At 43.4% G+C, this 18,371-nt stretch carries 12 protein-coding genes; 4 read left to right on the top strand and 8 right to left on the bottom strand.

The features are described from left to right. Positions 1-126: 126 nt before the first annotated feature. From QL886_RS04790 to yajC, 4 genes are all read right to left on the bottom strand, one after another. The gene (locus tag QL886_RS04790) at positions 127-1,530 is read right to left on the bottom strand and encodes an MATE family efflux transporter (protein WP_290177816.1); all 1,404 of its coding nucleotides are present in this window, start codon (positions 1,528-1,530) and stop codon (positions 127-129) included. Between the two features lie 231 nt (positions 1,531-1,761). Further along, positions 1,762-3,024, bottom strand: coding sequence for a protein translocase subunit SecF (gene secF / locus QL886_RS04795; protein WP_290177817.1), 1,263 nt, complete (start codon positions 3,022-3,024; stop codon positions 1,762-1,764). 9 nt (positions 3,025-3,033) lie between these two features. Continuing rightward, positions 3,034-4,911, bottom strand: coding sequence for a protein translocase subunit SecD (secD, locus tag QL886_RS04800; RefSeq protein ID WP_101205370.1), 1,878 nt, complete (start codon positions 4,909-4,911; stop codon positions 3,034-3,036). Between the two features lie 378 nt (positions 4,912-5,289). Beyond that, the gene (gene yajC, locus QL886_RS04805; protein ID WP_057759529.1) at positions 5,290-5,619 is read right to left on the bottom strand and encodes a preprotein translocase subunit YajC; all 330 of its coding nucleotides are present in this window, start codon (positions 5,617-5,619) and stop codon (positions 5,290-5,292) included. 616 nt (positions 5,620-6,235) lie between these two features. Between yajC and QL886_RS04810 the strand changes: the two genes are divergently transcribed. The 3 genes from QL886_RS04810 (at position 6,236) to QL886_RS04820 (ending at position 11,568) form a co-directional block, all read left to right on the top strand. Then, complete coding sequence (locus tag QL886_RS04810; RefSeq protein WP_290177818.1) at positions 6,236-7,465, top strand: hemolysin family protein; 1,230 nt, start codon at positions 6,236-6,238, stop codon at positions 7,463-7,465. Between the two features lie 374 nt (positions 7,466-7,839). Then, a complete protein-coding gene (locus QL886_RS04815) occupies positions 7,840-8,334 on the top strand; it encodes a hypothetical protein (protein WP_101205368.1) in 495 nt (164 codons plus the stop codon). A 243-nt stretch (positions 8,335-8,577) separates the two neighbouring features. After that, on the top strand, positions 8,578-11,568 hold the full coding sequence (locus tag QL886_RS04820; RefSeq protein ID WP_290177819.1) for a LysM peptidoglycan-binding domain-containing protein: 2,991 nt from the start codon (positions 8,578-8,580) through the stop codon (positions 11,566-11,568). Positions 11,569-11,714: 146 nt separating this feature from the next. On the opposite strand, the gene QL886_RS04825 is transcribed toward QL886_RS04820, so the two are convergent. Then, positions 11,715-12,923, bottom strand: a complete 1,209-nt coding sequence (locus tag QL886_RS04825) for a transglycosylase SLT domain-containing protein (RefSeq protein ID WP_290177820.1) — start codon at positions 12,921-12,923, stop codon at positions 11,715-11,717. Between the two features lie 1,093 nt (positions 12,924-14,016). After that, the gene (locus QL886_RS04830; protein WP_290177821.1) at positions 14,017-14,841 is read right to left on the bottom strand and encodes a Nif3-like dinuclear metal center hexameric protein; all 825 of its coding nucleotides are present in this window, start codon (positions 14,839-14,841) and stop codon (positions 14,017-14,019) included. A gap of 380 nt (positions 14,842-15,221) precedes the next feature. On the opposite strand from QL886_RS04830, the gene QL886_RS04835 reads away from it, so the two are divergent. Next, the gene (locus tag QL886_RS04835) at positions 15,222-16,547 is read left to right on the top strand and encodes a trypsin-like peptidase domain-containing protein (RefSeq protein ID WP_201566687.1); all 1,326 of its coding nucleotides are present in this window, start codon (positions 15,222-15,224) and stop codon (positions 16,545-16,547) included. A 169-nt stretch (positions 16,548-16,716) separates the two neighbouring features. Here the strand turns inward: QL886_RS04835 and yfaE are convergent, their stop codons facing one another. Both yfaE and nrdB read right to left on the bottom strand, forming a co-directional pair. Next, a complete protein-coding gene (yfaE, locus tag QL886_RS04840) occupies positions 16,717-16,986 on the bottom strand; it encodes a class I ribonucleotide reductase maintenance protein YfaE (RefSeq protein WP_057759542.1) in 270 nt (89 codons plus the stop codon). Between the two features lie 170 nt (positions 16,987-17,156). Then, on the bottom strand, positions 17,157-18,290 hold the full coding sequence (gene nrdB, locus QL886_RS04845; protein WP_057759544.1) for a class Ia ribonucleoside-diphosphate reductase subunit beta: 1,134 nt from the start codon (positions 18,288-18,290) through the stop codon (positions 17,157-17,159). Between the last annotated feature and the right edge of the window lie 81 nt (positions 18,291-18,371).

An 18,371-nucleotide genomic window follows, 5' to 3' on the forward strand; every position in this document is an offset into this window, starting at 1 on the left:
TTTATAAATCTATCGATATAAAAATTATTAATTCAAACGGTATTACTGCAAAATTAAAAAGTAAAAAACGAGCTTAATAAAAATGATTTATCGAAAATTGATAGAGCAAACATAGTATAAAATTAACTAAGCTTCAGGTTGTAGCTTCTCATAACTGCCAGTCTGATTGGCACGGTACAAAAACCCACCTAGAATGACTAGTCTCAATAATAATAGACACCACACGCTAAGCCAAATACCTGTCATATCCCATTGCTGATAGAGCAACCAGCTCAAAGGGAAGAAAATAGCAGCCAGTATCAGCGCCGCATTACGAATCACGCTACCAGCCGTTAAACCAAAAAATATCCCATCTAGCCAATAGGCGCCAACGCCTACAAGAGGCAATAATACAGCGTATAAATGGTAGTCATAGGCGAGGGCAAATACCGAATCAATATTGGTCATAAATCCCAAATACGTAGGCATTGCAAGCCACCAAATGGCGCTTAACATGATAGCAAGGCCATAACTAACCACGCCTGTACGCTTCACAATAATACGAAAACGTGGCCAATCACGTCGCCCTGCAGCTTGTCCACTTAGTGTTTCAGCAGAGACAGCGACGCCATCTAAAGCGAAGGCAGATATGCTTAGTACTTGCAATAAAATAGCGTTGGCGGCCAGTATGACGTCACCACTTTGGGCAGACAGTCGAGTAATCCAAGCAAAGCTTAGCGTTAAAATAAGCGTACGTACAAAAATGTCTTTGTTTAAAGAAAATAGCCTAAGCATTTTTTCTTTCGTAAAATACTGTCGATCCGCTTTAAATAATACAGACCACGATATTTTTAAATGTTGGCGGCTCAACCATAATGCCATCAGTATTCCAAACCAAAATGCAATAGTCGTTCCCAGTGCGACACCAGCCAATCCCATCTGCATTGCAAATACAAAAAACAGAGTCAGTACGATATTAAGTACAGCAATAAAGCCCTGTTGATACAGCATATAACGGGTCTTACCTTGTCCTGCAAACCAACCAATAAATGCAAAATTCATCAGCTCCGCGATCACGCCCCAAAAGCGTACGTCTAAGTAGGTTTTTGCCGCGCGGCCACTTTCAGGATTGGCTGATAGTGCTTGTAAGCCAAAATCAATCAGCCATGGCTTTGCGAGTAGTAATATCGCTCCGATAACAAATGCCAATAGTAAAGCGCGTTGCAAGATAGACAGTAAAGGCGTGGGCACTGATACAGCTGATGTATTACTATTATTAGCCAATTGTCCCAATGCCTGCGCAGCAAGCCCAGATGATGCATACTGCAAAAAGTTAAAGCTAACAAGTAATAGCGACAGCAGTTGTATGGCTAAACCCATACCAGCAAGTTTCGCCGTGTCATTCATATTACCTACAATGGCCGTATCAATGACGCTCTGCAATGGCATAGCCAAATTAGCCAGTAGTACAGGCAATGCAATCGCGACAATACGCTTATAGCTTGTGTCAATAGGTGGCATCGCGTGAGAAGGTGCGGATTTAGCTGACATGGGTGACTCGTTTATACGTGAACGATAAAGAGGTGTGTTCGTTAAATGATAATAAAATTGTAAGGCAGTACATTTAATATAAGAGACAAAATAGCTATAAAGACAAAAGCACCTAGACTCATTATTCATGAGTCAGGTGCTCTTATTTAAACGTTGTAGCTGTACAATCAGTAATTATATAAAGTGTGACAACACGCTAGTTCAACGTATCAATCTATCTAATATACCTTACTAAACGTTGTCTTGCTCAAACATTTTTGGATCGTTGAAAGTAACGATTTCTTCTTCAAACTCTGGTTTTACTTTTACGATAAAGTCATCACGCGACAGACCCATGCGCAGCGGAATCGAACTGGCGATATAAGTCGATGAGTAAGTACCCGCAAGCAAACCAATAAACAGAGCTACTGAGAACCAGTATAATCCATCACCGCCCAAGAAGAGCATGGCTAGTACGACCAACAAAACAGTTGAAATGGTCATAATCGTACGGCGTAGCGTCTCGGTCAATGATAAATCAATCGTCTGTTCTGGCGTAATTCCACGAACACGGCGGAAGTTTTCACGGATACGGTCATAGACAACAATCGTATCGTTCAATGAATAACCAATCAATGCCAATACCGCAGCCAATACCGTCAAATCAAATGGGAAGCCAAATAGTGCAAATACACCAATGGTTACGACAGCATCATGGAATAGTGACAGTACAGCACCTAGAGACAGTTTGAACTGGAAGCGTAGGGCAACATAGCCAAGCATACATACCAGTGCCAATACCAATGCCATGACTGAGTTTAGATAAACCTCATTACCAACTTGGCTACCAATGATATTGACGTTGCTAATTGTAGCGGTGTTGCTAGGTAGTGCCAATGCTTGCGTCAGATTTGCGCTTAGCCCATCGACGTTATCAGACTGAGGGGGTAGACGTACTAATAGCTCTTCTCGCGTACCTAAGTACTGTACAACTGCATCATCGAAGCCATTGTCTGCCAGTGCTTGTACAACAGCAACTTGCTCAACAGGCTGCTCATAGCGTACATCAGCAGAGACACCACCAGTAAAATCAAGACCTAAGTTCAGACCATTTACCGCAATAGCAATGATACTACCGATCACCATAAATAAAGATAGTAGTGCCATCGGCTTTTCTATCTTCATAAATGGAATGATACGCTGGTTGCCAACTGCCTTGATGCCACCTTCAGCGACAGCTGCGGCATCATCAGCGGCGTCACCTGATATTACGTCAGAATCAACAGCGGTAGACAGTGCTTGACTGTCTTTGGCATTCTGACCTTTACCACCGCGACGACTAGAGCTTTTTCCTGACTTTGCGGTAGTAGGGTTATTGGTTTTAGTATTGCTACCTTTACCATCACGACGCGGTTTGTTACGGCGACGCGTACTTGCATTGGTCGTGTCACCGTTTGAGCCATTTCGATCAGGATTATTCTGCTGTTCTAAAGGGTTGTTATTATCGATCGCCATAATATTCTCCTAACCGATGCTCAGACTTTTGATGGATTTACGCTTACCATAAGCAATTTGTACCAGTGCACGTGTCACCAAAATTGCGGTGAATAGCGAGCTGACAATACCAATAGCTAGCGTAATCGCAAAGCCTTTAATCGGACCAGTACCAATCGCAAATAGGATAAACGCGACCAATAAGGTTGTAATGTTGGCATCGAAAATACTGCTAAATGCGCGATCGAAACCTGCCACAATGGCTGATTTTGGCCGTACACCATTGGCAATCTCTTCTCGTATTCGCTCAAAAATCAGTACGTTAGCATCAACCGCCATACCGATGGTCAAAACGATACCTGCGATACCCGGTAGGGTAAGTGATGAACCTAAAATTGACATAATCGCAATGATAATAATAACGTTAACGGCTAGCGCAACGTTGGCAATCACACCAAACAGACGATAGAAGATAATCATAAACGCGAAGACTAGTAGATAGCCGACCTGCGTAGAGAACAACCCTTTATCAATGTTTTCTTGTCCGAGTGATGGACCAATAGTGCGCTCTTCTACGAAGTACATCGGTGCAGCAAGTGCGCCTGAACGTAGCAATAGGGCAAGCTCAGCTGCTTCAGCACTACTATCTAGACCAGTAATACGGAATGATGAACCCAATACCGCTTGAATGTTGGCACGGTTGATGACTTTGGTTTCAGCATAAGGTGTGCGTACTTCAGTCGTCTCACCAGTCGCTGGATCTTCTTCGTAAGTGATTCTTTGTTTGTTTTCAATGAACAATACAGCCATCTGTTGACCAACTGCTGTACGAGTGGCGTTCTGCATGAGCTTGCCGCCAGCACTGTCCAAGGTAATACTTACTTCAGGTAGACCACTTTCATCCAAGCCAGTTTGTGCGTTAGTTACTTTGTCCCCGGTGACGATCGCTTGACGATCTAACAATACAGGCGGACCATCAAGTGTCTCAAATGGAAATGCTTCTGTGCCCGCTGGAGGTATGCCGCCAGTATAGGTATCGGCGTCTTCTGCCACCATACGGAACTCAAGGTTTGCAGTACGACCAAGTACACGTTTTGCTTCAGCAGTATCTTGTACACCAGGTAGCTCAACGACGATACGGCTAGCGCCTTGCGACTGTACCAAAGCTTCGGTAACACCCAGCTCAGCAATACGGTTACGTAGAGTCGTTAAGTTCTGATTGACCGCGTAGCTATTGATTTCGTCAAGTGTCGCATCGTTATACGATAAGACCAATGCAGGACCTTGATCATCAATAGAAGACTGCAAGTTAAACGTATTGCTCATCGAGCCTTGCAATACGTTCTGGGCACGGTTACGGGTATCAGTATCAGCAAAGTGCAATACCACGCCGCGATCTTCGGTTTTGATACCTTTGATTGCTACTCGCTCAGCACGTAGCTCACGTCGCATATCACGACTGGCACTGGTCAAACGCTGTTCAAGCGCCTTGTCCATATCGACTTCGAGTACAAAGCGTACACCACCACGCAAATCGAGACCAAGCTTCATCGGTCTTGCACCGATATCACGTAGCCACTGCGGGGTAGTCTGTGCTAGGTTAAGGGCAACGACATAGTCTTCGCCCAAGTTTTGACGTAGCACTTCTTGCGCTTTTAGCTGATCGACTGGGTTGTTGAGGCGTACCAGCGCGCTGTTGCCCTCAAACGTACCATCGTGGTTATCTAGACCTGCCTCTTCGAGTAAGCTTTGAGACTCGGTTAAGATGCCTTCAGATAGCTGAGTTCCTGCGGCTGCGCTCGTAATCTGCACAGCAGGTTCGTCAGGATAAAGGTTGGGGGCAGCATATAGACCGGCAACGAGTAGCACGACGGCAATTAGTAAGTATTTCCAAGCGGGATATTGCATAATCACTTCTTTAAGTTGATAAACGACTGGCGACGTAGGCCACAAGTTAGCAGATGGGAAGTTAGCGATAGCAACGGTCGAGTGCTATGTTCAGCAGCCGTCATCATGCACCATTGCGATCATCCGCGATGATAGTAACGCATAAAACAGTAAAGCAAATAATACAGATGTCTGTTTATCCGGTCACCAAAAATCATATGGCTGACTTGGATAAAGATAGGACATCTAAACAGTAAGCCTAATTTATATAGCAATTTTACCTTACTGTGTTAATAGCGAAAAATGACCGTAAATCATATACGGTCATTTTTTAGTCATTACATTCATTAATGTGACGACTATTGAATGTTCACTAATAAAAGCCAGTGAACATTCTCATTAGACGCTTTCGATCGTGCCAGCAGGCAATACTGAAATAACAGAAGCACGTTGTACTTTCACGTCAGTATTGTTGTTTAGGCTCACAACGGCATAATCGCCTTCGATTGCTTTAATACGACCCATTAAGCCACCAGCAAAAATGATTTCACTACCAACGGTCAATGCGTTAACCATGGCACGGTGTTCTTTGGTACGCTTAGACTGCGGGCGAATGACCAAGAAGTAAAAAATCGCAAAAAACGCAACAGGCAGTAAAATCTGACCAAATAGACCTGCAGCACCTGCAGTCTCTGGTGCAGCATGGGCAGCTTGAATAAATAAGCTCATAATATCTCTCAGTAAGTCATAGACAATAATAAAATTAGACGCATAGTAACAAAAAATCCCAGACTTGGTAACTGTTAATCATAGGCTGAGCGTGTTTTTCTTAGCGTAAGGCATACTATCAGCCAACGGATAGGACAACAATGTTTTTACTATATTCAGATAATCCATATAAAGCCTTGGGCTAAATAACTGTCATGAATTGGATAGTAAAGATGTCGTCATACAACCGTTAATAGTAGGGTAATAAAAGTCATCAAAAAACAAAAACTTAAAAATGGTGACTTATTGTGAAATGGTATCATCAATGCTACTATCAAATGGCAATGATTGCCTGCATTTAGTATGCTACATATTGAACCATATTATGGCTTTTTAAGGCATGGTATGGCTTTGAAGTAGCGATTAAATCAGCTTTGAGTAACTATTTATACGATAGACAGATGTCTTTTATTACTTTAGTAATAGTATTCTGCAAATCGATATAAATTGCTCATGACATTATCTTCCTTTTTCTCTTTTTAGGTTACCTAACTTGTTCACCACTTTTATGTTTGTACCTCGTTTATGTCGTCCGCGCGCTCATCGTAAAGACGCATCTGCAGAACCTCCCCCGAGAATGACTACTAGTTCTCGATTTGGTTATACTTCTTTTTCGGCGCTATCTGCATTAGCAATTCTTATGCTACCGCAGGCAGTGTGGGCAGCTGGTGCTGTATCAACATCCAGCGAGGCGGCAGCACCAACTGCGCTTAGTGTTTCTTTATTGATATTTTTTGTCTTACTCGCCATTGGTGTCTCTTTCGTCTGTTCATTAGCAGAGTCTGTTTTGCTGAGCATGACGCCATCGTTTATTGCGGATGTGCAAGAAACCAGTCCCAAAAAAGCAGAAATGCTTAAAAGTCTCAAAGTAGACAATATTGACCAGTCACTAGCTGCTATTTTAACGTTAAATACCGTTGCCCATACACTCGGCTCTATCGGTGCGGGTGCACAGGCCACGATCGTATTTGGTAGTGCGTGGTTTGGTCTATTTTCTGCCCTCATGACGCTTGCTATTTTATTCTTGTCTGAGATTATCCCAAAAACTTTGGGTACGGTTTACTGGCGTCAGCTGAGTGGTTTGGTTGCTTATTTCGTCCGTGGCATCATCCTGCTGCTATACCCGTTAATTTGGTTCTCAGAGCGTCTGACGAAACTATTGGTACGCGGTAAAGAGCCGCAAACATTTAGCCGCCGCGAATTTGCTGCTCTTGCTAGTATCGGTGAAGAGTCAGGTCAAATTGACCCACTAGAGTCGCGTATTATTCGTAACTTGCTTGCATTTGGCGCGATTAAAGTCGAAGACATCATGACACCGCGCTCAGTGATGCTTGCATTCGAAGAGAATAAAACTGTTGCTGAGCTATTGGTTGATCGTCCAAAGCTGACGTTTTCTCGCCTGCCAATCTATGATGGTGACCTAGATAACATTACAGGCTTTGTCCTAAAAACCGACATGCTGTTGGCTAAAGTTAATCATGCTATGCACAAGCCGTTGACGCAGTTTCAACGAGACATCACTTTTGTTTTCTCTAAAATGAAGCTGTTTGATTTGTTAGAGTTGATGTTAAAAAATCGTATTCATATTGCGATTACAGTCGGTGAATATGGTGAGGTTAAAGGCTTGGTCACGTTAGAAGATGTATTTGAGACATTGTTAGGTCTTGAGATTGTTGATGAAATAGACCGCGTCGAAGACATGCAGGCCTTGGCTCGTCAGATGATGGATAGACGGGTAGAGCGTTTGGGTATGAAGCTCAGCGATGATGAGCAGTATGAAGACAGTAACAACGAACCTAAGCCCTAACGAAGCCTTAATGAAGCCAAACTCTAACGTTAATAGCTTAACCATAAGTATTGACGGTTCTAAAGATTGATGGTTTAACAATGGTCAGCTCATTATGGACTGACTATCAAGCTAGAGCTACAAAGCATCTAACCGTTTGAGCTAGGATTTACAGCATAAAACCTTAAGAGTATTTGATTTGATAGCCTGTGTTTCTATTCGCAATAATTACACAGGGTGTCACATGGCTGTGAGAATTCGATGATAGGCTCGGCATATGATATGAGTATACTTATATAGATATATCTATACAGATACACTGCCAAAATAAATGATAAAAGAGCGTTAATCGTCACTATATGACACTAACGAAAAAAATATCGCTAAGGATTATCATGAAAAAATTATTGGGAAATAGGCTATTAGCTCTATTGGTGAAAAGCGCCAGCATCACTGCAATCGTAGCAGTAGCCAGCACCATCAGTATCAATGCACAAGCGGCAACTATGACCGAAGATTTGGTACAGAACTATGCCGCCGCAATGAAAGCATCAGCGAATAGCCAGAGTATCAATCAGGTATCGCGCCTAGTATCGGATGACGCACTTATTTCTTTATCTAGAAAAGGTAAATCTACCAGTCTAGACAAAGATGCGTACTTAAAGCTGCTTCAAAACAGCTGGAATGATACGTCTAATTATCGCTATGATATTTCGGTAGACAATGTGGTGATTACTGGTTCACAAGCCAAAGCCAATGTGACGACCAATGAGAGCTGGGTAAAAAATGGTCAGCAAGTATCATTTGTCACTACATCTCGTGTGACCTTGACCTTATCTACTGGTAATGCAGTGCTCTTGCGCGCAGTATCACAGGTGGCTATTAATTAAGTCGCCATTTGACTAAATCAGACTCAAAATACAATAAGTCATATAAGTAATAGCTAACCTGACTGGCTGAGATTCTAATTTATAAAGAGTCTTAGTTAGCTAACGGTCATTACTTAGTTTTATAGGCTACTTAAGCGTCTATGATTATCTTTTATATTAGGCTAGTCTTTGCTTTACATTGCATACTATACTATCCATCAACTTTATCTTATTAATTTCTGTCGTTAGGAAACCTCCAATATCATGTCTACTGTGCTATCACACTCTCGCTCATTTATTGCGTTGCCATTGACGCTTGCGGTATCCACTTTACTGATTAGTGCGTGTAGCAATACATCAGCGGTAAAAAACAAAGGTGCGACCAATAGCTCATCTGTCATCACCAAAAGTCCTACCAATCAAGGGGCTAATACAGGTAGTGCAGACTACTCAACTGCGTTTTTAGATGCAGAGAGTTTGGATGAGTTGGCTGACTTGTTAGAAGCCACTGACATGACCATGGTAGAAGGTAACCAGCTTGCTATTCAGCAATATGGTGATTTGTGGAATCGTCTACGCGCAGGCTACCGCATGAATGGTGGTAAGCCAATCTATAATCAGCGTATTGAAGGTCAAAAAAGCTGGTTTACCAGTAGACAGGATTATCTCAACCGCCTAACTGCACGTGCCAGTCGTTATATCTATCATACGGTACGAGAGGCAGAGCGTCGCAATATCCCAACAGAGCTTGCCTTGTTACCAGTTATTGAGAGCTCTTACGATCCAAGTGGTACGAGTAGTGCAGCAGCTGCGGGTTTATGGCAGTTTATCCCAAGTACGGGCCGTATCTATGGCTTGAATCAAAGCAGCACCTATGACGGTCGCCGCGATGTTATCGAATCGACACGTGCTGCCTATGACTTCTTGACAGCATTGCACAACCAGTTTGGTAGTTGGGAGCTAGCATTGGCTGCTTATAACGCTGGCCCTGGCCGTGTACAGAAAGCAATTGATGCCAACGCAGCGCGTGGACTACCAACAGACTATTGGTCACTTCAATTACCGACTGAAACGATGAACTATGTGCCGCGTTTCTTAGCTGTAGCCGAAATCGTCGCCAAGCCTGAGCAGTATGGTGTGTATTTACCCGCTATCGCTAACCGTCAGCATTTCCGCAGTGTACCTGTTAACTATGGTGTGAGCTTGGCAGAAGTATCGCAGTTAACTGGCGTTAGCTACGATGAGCTAGAGCGTCTAAACACTGCACTGACATCAGGCCGCGTTGACTCTTCAGGTCCACAGCGTGTCATCATTCCAAACGACGTCAGCCTCAATGCCGATGCCAAATTAAGTGGGCTCAGAGGTAACGGTACAGGTAATGTACTCGCCTCAAATAACGCAGGTAGCTCAAGCACAACAGCGACTACGCCAAGCTATAATAACAAACCATATACTGCCTCATCTCTACCATCTACTGGTAGCGCATTGGCTGATTATGCGGCTAGCGCAAGTGTACCTCAGCAGACTACCAGCTATATCTCACCATCTGCGACGCCAACTAGCAGCTCGGTATACAGTGGCAATTCCTCAGCTCGTACTGAGCCACCACTGACCACAGCAGAGACCAACAAGATCAATGCTGAGCTTAAGAGCAGTAACAGCTTACCGACCACCTCAGCTCAGATTACTCAGAACAATACGATTGTCCAAGAGCCACCGCTTAGCAAAGAAGAGCGTGATTTTATTGCCAATCAAATCCGTAGAAATACTTCTGAGACCGATGTTATCAATGCTGACGGCAACATCAATCTATCAGCCGTACAGACGCAGCAGTCTATCTTAGAAGCGAGTGGCGCAGAGAAGAAACTTAGCTTTGCCAAAACCTCGGTAAGTAAACCAAAACCACAAGGCGCACGTACCACTTATACGGTAAAACGTGGCGATACGCTTTCGAACATTGCGAGTCGAGCAGGAGTCAGCTGGCGTGATATTGCAGAATGGAACCAGATAGATGCCAGTGCCAATCTGCTCTCTGGCAGTACGTTATATCTATATAATGCCAAGACTATTGAGCCATTAAGCACTGCTAACAACGCCGCCGCTAGTCAGCCTGACAGTTACGTCGTACAAGGCGGTGATACGCTTATCGGTACGGCCAATCGTTTTGGCTTATCGGTTACTCAGCTAGCCAGCTACAATAATCTGAGCAGCCGTGCTGATCTGCTCAGAGGTCAAAAACTATGGCTCATACCGGGTAAAGTGACTGCACCTGCGACGACACCTGCCGCGCCTTCTACCAAGTCGAGTAAATCAAGCACTGCGACCAAAAACTATAAAGTAAAAGCAGGGGACGGCTTAATTGCATTGGCACGTCAATTCAACGTGTCGACAGATACTTTAGCCGGTCTCAACGGTATCAACAGCACAAGTTCGCTATATGTTGGTCAGACACTTAAAGTGCCAGCCAGTGTTGATTTCGATGCTGCAAGCACGACAAGTACTAGCAGTAGTAACAGCTCAAGCTCGGTCGCGACCACCAATTACAAAGTAAAATCAGGTGATACGCTGATTGGTATTGCGAATAGCATCGGAGTTAGTGCAACGGAACTTGCGGCGGTAAACAGCAACTTTGATGCGAAAGCTCGCTTGCAACGTGGTCAAACGATTAAAGTTCCTGCTACTAAAGAGTTGGTCGATCGTCAGTTGAATGACAAAGCGGTCAGCTACAAAGTAAAATCAGGTGATACCTTAACGGGTGTCGCCAAACGCTACAATATTGGCTTAAGTGATTTGGCATCAGCAAATAACTTGAATACCAATTCGAATCTGATACTGGGCCGTACTATCACTATTCCTGCTAGCGGCAGTGTTGCAAGTGCATCTAGTAGCAGCCAAAGCAGCAGTTCTGCTAGTAGTAACAGTAGTAGTTCAGCAAGCAGTGGTACGAAATTAGGTAATACTGAAAGCTATAAAGTAAAATCTGGCGATGGCCTAATTGCTTTAGCACGTCAGTTTGGCATCTCAGTAGAGGATCTGGCAGCGACCAATGATCTAGCGACCAATGCTCAGCTACAACGCGGCCAAACGCTTAAAGTACCAAAAGCAACAGTAAGCTACACGGTTGGCTCGGGCGATAGCTTGATTGGTCTAGCACGTAAATATGGTGTCTCAACACAAGAGCTGGCTGATATGAACAATATCGCCGCTGATACGATGTTGCAGCGTGGTCAGCGTCTGACTGTACCTAATCGTTAATGAATAAGATATTAATGGATACCGTTTAAACAAGACGTCATTAATATTGACTATTAATTGTAACGCATAAAAAAAGCTGCTCTTTATAAGAGCAGCTTTTTTGTATTTGGAAACTTCATTCTCAAAAATCTAATAATATTTATAGATTAGACCGTCTGAGTTTTAATAGTCTCAAGATAGCTTCTGATATTACTGACATAATGCATGGCTTGACCATAGCGGCTATTCGACGCTCTATTATCTGCTAAATAAGCATAGACGTTCGCCCAACTCTTATCATCGATACCTTGAGCTCGTAGTTCGCGCTGGATTCTTTTTACCGCATTGGGACCCATGTTATAACCTGCAAGGGCAAACCAGATACGGTCAGTTTTTGGCACATCAGAGAAGTCTGCTTTCACTTGCTCTAGATAGCGTGCACCGCCGCCAATGCTTTGGTAAGGATCAACACGGTCTGAGACGCCCATCGCTTTTGCAGTGTTATTGGTCAGCATCATTAACCCGCGTACGCCAGTCGGCGAGACAGCGTTGGCATCAAGGTGTGACTCTTGGTAACCCATCGCGACCAATAGTTCCCAATCGTGATTATAATTACGTGCTTGCTCTTCAAACGAAGACTGATAGTCTGGTAATTTTTCCGTCAACGTTTTCTGGAAATGATCCTGACTATAGGCATCTTTTAGCAAGTTTTGATTGTAGAACGCGGCAAGTTTTTGTGTGTTTTGTAGCTTGATGCTATCGCACAAAAAGTAACTGGCCTTTCTTGATAGTGGATCATTGGATGAGCTAAACGTCCAACTTACCTTAGGGTGTAGTCCGTTCTTAGTCAGACTAGAATCATAACCACAGCTGACATTGATAGACGATAGGTTCAGCTGACTTTTTAGCTTAGTGCTAGCCGTAGTCAACGCCATGTCAGCGTTGCCGGTTCTTAGTGCTTTTAGCGCCGCTTCTTCACTAGCATAAGCTTTTAGATTGATATCGACACCGAGCTCGTCGGCATAAGTGCGCACCAGATCAAACCCAAAACCATGTTGGAAGCCATCGGTAGCAAAGTAAGTGCTATCGCCTGGTACCGCAGCAATGGTCAAAGTGTTTTCCAGCATGACATTGTCATAGGCTGGTACCGATGTGTTCATGGTCGTCAAACTCTCAGCGGGCAACGAGAGTAGAGCGATGCTAGAGATTTGTGCCAGCTTCTTGGTTCTGGCAAAACGATTAGACGCAATAGGGGTAACGGATGAAACGATGTTACTTTTGGTGTTTAGTAGGCGTTTAGATGGACGCAGTAAATAAGAAATACGGCGTTTGGCCCCTTGCGCAGATACTTTTACACGATAAGTAATACGCTGCATGGATGTCTCCTGATTTTAGCCATCCTTCTTACCGCAAAAACACGTATAAATATATGTGCATAATATTGACATATATCGATATCGTATCTTAAATAGAGTGGCATTTTTAATAGGATGAATGCCACTCTATCTTGTTTGATTATAGCGCCACTAGCGTACTCTCTCTGAGTTAGTGGGATAGTTTGTCGTCAGCCAGCTATCGATATGTCACAAAAGCGTTCTAAACCGTATTTATAAATACTGGTTTAAAATACTGAACGCACAACAATGCGAAGGATATAAATCAGATGATTCCTTCATCGATAACTAAATATGGCTAGTGGCCAAACAACTATATATCAAACATAGGTAAGGTCATGATTAAATTATTGAGACAAAAACATAGCTTGAAACATTGATGTAAGGTTTTGCCAATGAGGCAAATACATTCATCTGTTTTAACTATGCTAACTTTGATGGCTGGCTATACTTTGAATCACTAATATTACGTTACTAGTAATAGGATAGCTGGCTACTAAAGTTGTTTGTCCAGCAATGAGGGTAAGCAAAATAACCAGGATTGATAGTTTATATCTGTCTATCAAACTGACTATGTCATACCGTCATCGCGACACCAAAAATAAAAAAATACCATGCTGCTAACATATATAGTGCAAACATAGTATTTCAATGGGTAGCGGTTTAAAATCTTATCGCTGATATAGCATGATAAAGTCTTAAACAACTACCAACATTATTTTGGTGCCATAACCGGAAGCTGTAATAATGGGAAGTTTCATGACAAAACGTTCTTTCTTACGGGTAGTAATATGCGGTTACTAATTGCATTATTCAAGTGGAGTTAAGAAAAAAGCGATAAAACTTAACAATTAAGATATAAACGGTTAATTTTCCAGATATTTGGTACATAATAATCAAAAATAGAATAACAAAGTTTAAATAGTAGTCAAACTAGACTTTATGCTTATGGTTTGATTATAGGTGTTAGCAAGTCTAGTTTGGCTGTCGAACTATCATTTTTCCTACAAGTTTTTCTCTGCAGACTTTTCTCTATAAATGACAACCGTTTAAACTGATAATTTAAGTGGCTACCTTATGCTGGATTTTCGATATCGATAAAAGTAACTGGTAGACCAAATTTTTGAGCGACTATCTCTCCTAACGCTTGAATACCGCCACGCTCCGTTGCATGATGACCACAAGCAAAATAATCAATCCCAAGCTCACGCGCGCTATGCGTGGTACGCTCAGATATCTCTCCTGAGATAAACGCATCACAACCCATGCTAGCCGCTTGCTCAATCATATCCTGCGCACCGCCCGTACATATACCCACACGTTCGATCAGCCTACCATTTGTCTGAGCAGAGGCGTCTGTATGATATTCAGCTGAAATATGTAATGGCGCGCGACCTAAGGCTTGAGTAATGGTGGCAATAAGATCGTCAGCACTTTGCGGTGTACAAGTAGCGATATTGCCCACAGGATGTGACTCGGAGGGATAGAGCGCATCAGTAATTGTCATGCCGAGCATGTCAGCAAGTTTTGCGTTGTTGCCAGAGAGCGGGTGTGCATCGAGCGGTAGATGATAGCCAATCATAGAGATACCGTGTTGCATCAACTTGCGCACGCGTCGACCTTTCATACCAGTAAGCGTAGCAGGTTCGCCTTTCCAGAAGTATCCATGATGCACCATAATCGCATCAGCATTGTTAGCGATCGCAGCATCAATTAGGGCTTCACAAGCCGTGACACCAGTGACAATACGTTGAATCGGACGTCCACCATCGACTTGTAGACCATTTGGCGCATAGTCTTTAAACGCGCTAGTAGATAAGTAGTCGTCACAGAACTGTGTCAATGCCTGAACGCTAATGCTTTGAGTATTTGATTCAGCTATCGTATGATTTGCAGTCATTATGTTTTCCTGTCATCAATAAAATGTAGGTCGTAAGGTGCTGTAGATTAACTAAGCAAAAATTATGTATTATCTGTCATGTTTGAGAGTGTTTGGTTTTGCTCTTTTGACTTTATATTCAACTCTCAAGATGCTTAAGTGTCGAGTATCGTAAAAGCTATTTTAACATGCCGTTGTAAGCAAGCAGACAAGCTGGATAACTGAAATGGTACACGATACGTTACTATTTACTGGTATTGCGGTTATAATTTATACACGTGAGTCTGCCTAGCTGTATAGCATTTGACCATTCAATTGATGAGTCAAGAATAGCTAAGCGGTCGCCGTTATCTCACATCGTTTTTCACTGTCTGTTTGCAATAAATTTATAGAGGTTTTATATGTCGTCATCCCGGAACACCAATAACAAGGCATCTTTATTAAAATGGTTACCTTGGGTCTTATTGCTGCTAGTGTTGGCAGCGTTTATCTGGTTGTTCACGAGTATGAAATCGACGTCGGAGGCCACATGGGAGCCGCCGAGAACCCCGCCTGCGGAACAGCAAGCAGCAGAACCAGTGTCGGACACGCCAGCACCTATCTCTTCTTATCATAATGCAGTTGCGCGTGCGTCGCAGTCTGTAGTCAATATCTATACGACACAAACGATGACCGAGCATCCTTATATGGATGATCCCGTACTGCGCCGGTTTTTTGAATATCATGGTGGCCCATCACAAGAGCAGGGTAATACCAATTTAGGCTCTGGTGTGATCGTATCAGAAGATGGCTATATCGTGACCAATGCCCACGTGATCGAAAAAGCAGATGAAATCACAGTCGCGTTCAATGATGGTCGTAAGAGTCGTGCCAGAATCATTGGTACAGATCCTGATAGTGACCTAGCTGTGATCAAGGTCGATATGACAGGGCTGACACCACTTGGCTTCCGCGAAGATCCGATTCGTGTGGGTGATTTGGCGCTAGCGATTGGTAATCCATTTGGCGTGGGTCAGACAGTGACACAAGGGATTATCTCAGCGACTGGACGTACTGGACTGGGCGTCAATAAGTTTGAAGACTTTATCCAGACTGATGCGGCGATCAATCCGGGTAACTCAGGCGGCGCACTGGTCGATGCTCACGGTGAGCTAGTTGGTATCAACACCGTCATATTCTCGCGCTCTGGTGGCTCGATGGGTATTGGCTTTGCGATTCCGACGGCATTGGTTGAGCAAGTGATGAATGCATTAATTAAAGACGGCCGTGTCAGTCGTGGCTGGTTGGGTATCGAGATTCAGTCACAGCTACGTGACCCAACGCAGCTAGAGACGTCAACAGGTGTAGAAGTGCTAAACGTCATTGATAACAGTCCAGCGGCGAAAAGCGGTCTACGTGTCGGTGATATCGTCCTAACCATCGACGATGTCGAGATGACAGATGCCAATACTTTGATTCAGTATGTTGCTCGTAAACCGCCAAATACTGAACTGGATGCGCAGATACTACGTCAAGGTAAAAACGCCCAAGTAAAAATCACGTTAGAAGAGCGTCCAGCACAAGAGCCACTTGAGCGTCCTGTCGTACTGCAAAATGAGAGCATGGGCGGAATGGAGCAGCCAAACATTCAAGGTGATGAAGAAACGCCAATGATGTCAAAGGCAGAGCGTGATCGTATGCGCGAAGAGCTGATGAAATTGTTTGAACAAGATGCCGCGTCGCAGTAAGTCGTAGTTACTGTTACCACTATGTGCTGGCTCATAGTGTATGTATGAGTCAGTACATTTATTTATCTAATAGCATAAAAAAGCGCGCTCCTTATCTAAAGGAGCGCGCTTTTTGTTGGAGCTGATTTTTCTAAATTTTAAGGGCTAGCTTTATCTATATATAACCCTGCTATAACTTCTCAATAGGGTCATGATTGATGTAGATAACACCTTGCACACGGCAACAGCAAGGCAGGATTTCATCTTCTTCAATCATCGCCAGTGGGTCAAATGGATAATCGACCGTATGCGAGCTAGCAATACGCTTGACTCGGCAACTACCACAATAGCCTTCGCGGCATTGATAGTTTACATCGTGTCCGGTGCGTAGCAATCCATCTAGCAGACTCTCGTCATCATGTAGATAGAACTGCTTTTTACTGGTCATTACCCAAGTCATCGTTAATCCTATTGGGATATGTCTGTACTATTACTATCCCTACTATTAACCCATAAGACGATTACAACGGTAAAAATTTTATAATTTAAAATCTTTACCGCTCAAGTCTCTATCATTCAAAGCTCTTACAACTCAGCTCTTATAATTTATATTTTTCTAGCTCAAAGCTCTTATAATTCAAAGTCGTCAAAATCACTGTCTGATAAGTCAGAGTCAATCTGACCAACCAAGTACGAGCTAATCTCGGTCTCTTGCGGTGCTACTTGCACATTGTCAGACGACAACCATGTGTTGATCCACGGGATTGGGTTTGACTTTGAGTTCGGGAACGCTGCTGGCAAGCCGACGGTTTCCATACGCAAGTTAGTGATGTATTCGATATATTGGCACAAAATGTCTTTGTTTAGACCAATCATCGAACCATCTTTGAACAGATAACCTGCCCATTCTTTTTCTTGCTCAGCCGCCTTGCGGAAAATCTCAATGCTTTCCTCATAGCACTCTGCGGCAATCTCAACCATTTCAGGGTCGTCACGACCGTTACGCATAAGGTTCAGCATATGCTGCGTACCAGTCAAATGCAGCGCTTCATCACGAGCGATTAGCTTGATGATTTTGGCATTACCTTCCATCAGTTTGCGCTCAGCAAACGCAAACGAGCAAGCAAACGATACATAGAAACGAATGGCTTCTAGGACGTTGACTGCCATGATGCACAGGTACATCTGCTTTTTCAGTGATCTTAAATCAACCGTCACTTGCTCGCCATTGATGTTGTGCGTACCTGGACCGTACAAGCTATATAGCTGTGAGTTGCGATACAGCTCATCATAGTACTGGGCGATATCAGAGGCACGACCTAAGATGTGCTCGTTTTGCATAATGTCATCAAAGATAATATTTGGGTCATTGACGATATTACGGATGATATGCGTGTAGCTGCGTGAGTGAATGGTCTCAGAGAACGACCATGTCTCAATCCACGTCTCAAGCTCAGGGATAGACACTAGCGGCAATAGCACCACGTTTGGACTACGACCTTGAATAGAGTCGAGTAGGGTCTGGTACTTGAGGTTGCTCAAAAATATGTGCTGCTCATGCGAGGACAGATTACTAAAGTCGATACGATCGCGTGATACATCGACTTCTTCTGGACGCCAAAAGAACGATAGCTGCTTTTCAATCAATTGCTCAAAGATAGGGTGTTTTTGTTGGTCATAGCGCGCCACGTTGACGGGCTGACCAAAGAACATCGGCTCTTTTAGCGCATTGTTTGGCGTTTGAGAAAAAATCGAGTAAGTCATGGGACTGCCTTTATAATTGATACGGTTATTAATTTATAGGGGTTTGACTGGTTTTGATTTGATGTTATGACATGTTTTTGG

Origin of the sequence: Psychrobacter sp. APC 3281 (genome assembly GCF_030407815.1) — a bacterium.
GTDB lineage: Bacteria > Pseudomonadota > Gammaproteobacteria > Pseudomonadales > Moraxellaceae > Psychrobacter.

What these genes read in the sequence shown, in the direction of transcription:
- QL886_RS04830 (WP_290177821.1), bottom strand. Translation starts at nt 14,841, where the DNA reads ATGACTGCAAATCATACGATAGCTGAATCAAATACTCAAAGCATTAGC.
- QL886_RS04815 (WP_101205368.1), top strand. Translation starts at nt 7,840, where the DNA reads ATGAAAAAATTATTGGGAAATAGGCTATTAGCTCTATTGGTGAAAAGC.
- yajC (WP_057759529.1), bottom strand. Translation starts at nt 5,619, where the DNA reads ATGAGCTTATTTATTCAAGCTGCCCATGCTGCACCAGAGACTGCAGGT.
- QL886_RS04835 (WP_201566687.1), top strand. Translation starts at nt 15,222, where the DNA reads ATGTCGTCATCCCGGAACACCAATAACAAGGCATCTTTATTAAAATGG.
- secF (WP_290177817.1), bottom strand. Translation starts at nt 3,024, where the DNA reads ATGGCGATCGATAATAACAACCCTTTAGAACAGCAGAATAATCCTGAT.
- secD (WP_101205370.1), bottom strand. Translation starts at nt 4,911, where the DNA reads ATGCAATATCCCGCTTGGAAATACTTACTAATTGCCGTCGTGCTACTC.
- QL886_RS04825 (WP_290177820.1), bottom strand. Translation starts at nt 12,923, where the DNA reads ATGCAGCGTATTACTTATCGTGTAAAAGTATCTGCGCAAGGGGCCAAA.
- QL886_RS04810 (WP_290177818.1), top strand. Translation starts at nt 6,236, where the DNA reads ATGACTACTAGTTCTCGATTTGGTTATACTTCTTTTTCGGCGCTATCT.
- yfaE (WP_057759542.1), bottom strand. Translation starts at nt 16,986, where the DNA reads ATGACTTGGGTAATGACCAGTAAAAAGCAGTTCTATCTACATGATGAC.
- QL886_RS04820 (WP_290177819.1), top strand. Translation starts at nt 8,578, where the DNA reads ATGTCTACTGTGCTATCACACTCTCGCTCATTTATTGCGTTGCCATTG.
- QL886_RS04790 (WP_290177816.1), bottom strand. Translation starts at nt 1,530, where the DNA reads ATGTCAGCTAAATCCGCACCTTCTCACGCGATGCCACCTATTGACACA.
- nrdB (WP_057759544.1), bottom strand. Translation starts at nt 18,290, where the DNA reads ATGACTTACTCGATTTTTTCTCAAACGCCAAACAATGCGCTAAAAGAG.